The 2620-nt window shown below is 37.4% G+C and carries 3 protein-coding genes and 1 pseudogene; 1 reads left to right on the plus strand and 3 read right to left on the minus strand.

Features of this window, described 5'->3' with window-relative positions:
* Positions 1-71: 71 nt before the first annotated feature.
* The 3 genes from DXC01_RS19840 to DXC01_RS19850 all read right to left on the minus strand — a co-directional run bounded on the left by DXC01_RS19840 (position 72) and on the right by DXC01_RS19850 (position 2262).
* On the minus strand, positions 72-722 hold the full coding sequence (locus tag DXC01_RS19840; protein WP_334295384.1) for an AAA family ATPase: 651 nt from the start codon (positions 720-722) through the stop codon (positions 72-74).
* A 235-nt stretch (positions 723-957) separates the two neighbouring features.
* Positions 958-1725, minus strand: a complete 768-nt coding sequence (locus DXC01_RS19845; RefSeq protein ID WP_118699687.1) for an Ig-like domain-containing protein — start codon at positions 1723-1725, stop codon at positions 958-960.
* An 18-nt stretch (positions 1726-1743) separates the two neighbouring features.
* On the minus strand, positions 1744-2262 hold the full coding sequence (locus DXC01_RS19850) for a hypothetical protein (RefSeq protein ID WP_118699688.1): 519 nt from the start codon (positions 2260-2262) through the stop codon (positions 1744-1746).
* A gap of 138 nt (positions 2263-2400) precedes the next feature.
* On the opposite strand from DXC01_RS19850, the pseudogene DXC01_RS19855 reads away from it, so the two are divergent.
* Positions 2401-2565 (plus strand): annotated as a pseudogene (locus DXC01_RS19855) (transposase); the annotation flags it as partial.
* Between the last annotated feature and the right edge of the window lie 55 nt (positions 2566-2620).

Raw genomic sequence — 2620 nt, forward strand, 5'->3', positions numbered from 1 at the left:
TCTTTTATATTTTTTGTAAAAAATTTGCGCGCCTAACTCATCACTAGAAGTAACGAGAACGCGGCGCGCAGTTATTCAAAACTCATATTATATTCATCACAAAGTCCTCTTACTTCCTCTTCTGTAAAACCAAAAAACTCTGCAAGATTTCCTGGATCTGTCATGGAATATTCCATGAACATATTCAGTGCAGAATGCGAACCGTATTTCTTGATCGGCAAGATTCCTGTCATATATGCCAGTGCAATATATTCCTTGTCTTTTAGCCAGAAACGCAAAAAATCCAAATATTTTTTCTGTGCGTCTCTGTCCTGTTCATATTCACGAAACAGACAGTCCCACTCATCGATCAAAATTATGAAAGGTGAATTTGTCTTTGCAAAAACATCCTGCATGACAAAAACAAGATTTTCCTCTGTTACAAATTCTGGATATTTATTTCTGAGATCTGCAAGAATTCTTTTCTGCAGTAACTTAAGCATATCATCCATACTCTGCGTTGCACTCAGAAATTCCTGCATGTTGATTTTTATTACATCGTATTTATTTATATTTTCATCAAAAGACGTATCTTTACTGATTTTCAATCCCGCAAAAAGTTCTTTTGTATCATTCTCTTTATCATAATACGCCGCAAGCATATTAGCGGCCATGGACTTGCCAAATCTTCTCGGTCTGCTGACACAGACATATCTCTGTTCTGTATACAGTAACGTATTCATTTGCCTGATAAGACCACTTTTGTCAATATAAATCTGCGACCGCAAACTCCCCAAAACATCGTACTGCCTGGATTAAGATAATTACCCATGTGCCAAAATCCTTTCCTGTAGCTGTTGAAAAATGACTGCAACTACTTTTATTATAAAGTTTCAGCTGAGGAATAACAAGAAATTTCACAATAAAGGAACCTGCTCTATACGACAAATTCCCGCAGCTTTCGCCACGGGAATTACTTTAGAATAACAATTTAGCATTGTTCATGTATTTATTATAGACTTTGAAAAATGCTGTTTTTGAATATCTTTTTCCATTTACCTCATAGATCGGAACCGGATATGCACTGCTTGTGGTATGGAAATAGTTTATAATCTGTTTCACCTTTCCATTCTGTAAAATATATGTGCGGCATATATTCTCTGACGATGTTCCTGTTTTTATTGTAAGATACTGTCCTTTCAGATAAGCACCTCTCGTAGATCCATAAATCAGAGGTGTAACCTTGCCTTTATAATATGTAAAGAATACAGCCCATGGATAATTATGCAGCATGAGTTCTTTTATTCCATCGTTGTTTATATCAATCAGACGGTATCTGCTGAAATTTCTCCGATACACTGTGGTAAGTTTTCCATCCCAGTTATTTCTCACCCTGTAGGAAGCCCCATAGGATCTCAGCACTTTCTGATACCAGTCGCTTCTTACCGTTACCTTGCAGCTTCTCTTTACGCCATTACTGGTCGCTGTGATCGTCACCGTGCCTGCTTTCTTCGCAGTTATCACTCCGTTCTTAACCGTTGCGATCCGTGTATTGCTGGATCTCCATGATGCTGACTTTGTTTTTCCTCTGCTGTCAAGTGCTCTGATTGTAGTACTTTCTGTAACATACATGGAAACCTGTGTCCTGTTCAGTTTCATTGTTCCGCTCGCAGCAGACACCGGTACTGCCAATATAAACAATAATGCAATAGCAATAAGTACAATAAAATTTTTCTTCTTTTTCATTAGCGGTTCCCCCTTTATTTAATATTCTGACTCCATCTGCCACTGATATGACATATTTGTAATTTTTCCATTACGAATACTTATAGAAATTACTTTTGCTCCTTTTATATACATGCTTCCGGTTCTTCCCTGCCATACCCTCCGCCATTTATATCTTGTAAATCGCTGATATGCATTCGCCGGAGTCATCCCAACTTTTACTCCATATAAAGAAAGGCTTCTGTCTCTGATACACACGTTCCATCTGCCAGCCTTATTCTTGTAATACGTTTCGCCCTGAAGATAAGAACAGTTGGAAGAATATTTTCCCTTGGCTGCGTATGTTACTCTCGTGCTTCTTACTGTACGGTTATAGAAATTTACCGATGAGCGTCTGTTCATACTGGGAACATGGCGCATTCCCAACTCATATGCCGCCGAAGACATCTTTCTGTTCATTACCCTGGAAACCTCTGTTGTTCTTGCCTGTACCGGTAATGCTAAAAACAATGTACAAACCAGAATTAAAAAACACATTAACATATTCTTTTTCTTCATATTCGTTTTCCTCCCTGTTTTTGATATTACACTTAAGTATAATTAATGTCCTAAACAGCGTCAAGTAAACAATCTATTTTAATCCTGAATTATTCACTGCAACGCCGTGAACATGGCTAAAAGCCGCATAGTTGCTGTATTTTAATTGCCTATTGCTTTTCACTTCAAAGCAATAGGCAAATTAAAATAAATTTTGACGGAGATGATCTATCCTCCGATGCAGGACTCCTTTTGATAAAAGAATTCGCTGCAAAGATCGGCTTTGTAAAGCTGATCAAAAAGAACTTTAAAACTAATGATAACCTATTGTGCTACTTCAAATAAATTATATGAAAACCTGTAAATGCGCAAAGAATCC

Source organism: Blautia sp. OM07-19 (assembly GCF_003481595.1).
GTDB classification, from domain to species: domain Bacteria; phylum Bacillota; class Clostridia; order Lachnospirales; family Lachnospiraceae; genus Blautia_A; species Blautia_A intestinihominis.

Coding starts and splice junctions, on each gene's coding strand:
- DXC01_RS19840 (WP_334295384.1), bottom strand. CDS start 722: ATGAATACGTTACTGTATACAGAACAGAGATATGTCTGTGTCAGCAGA.
- DXC01_RS19850 (WP_118699688.1), bottom strand. CDS start 2,262: ATGAAGAAAAAGAATATGTTAATGTGTTTTTTAATTCTGGTTTGTACA.
- DXC01_RS19845 (WP_118699687.1), bottom strand. CDS start 1,725: ATGAAAAAGAAGAAAAATTTTATTGTACTTATTGCTATTGCATTATTG.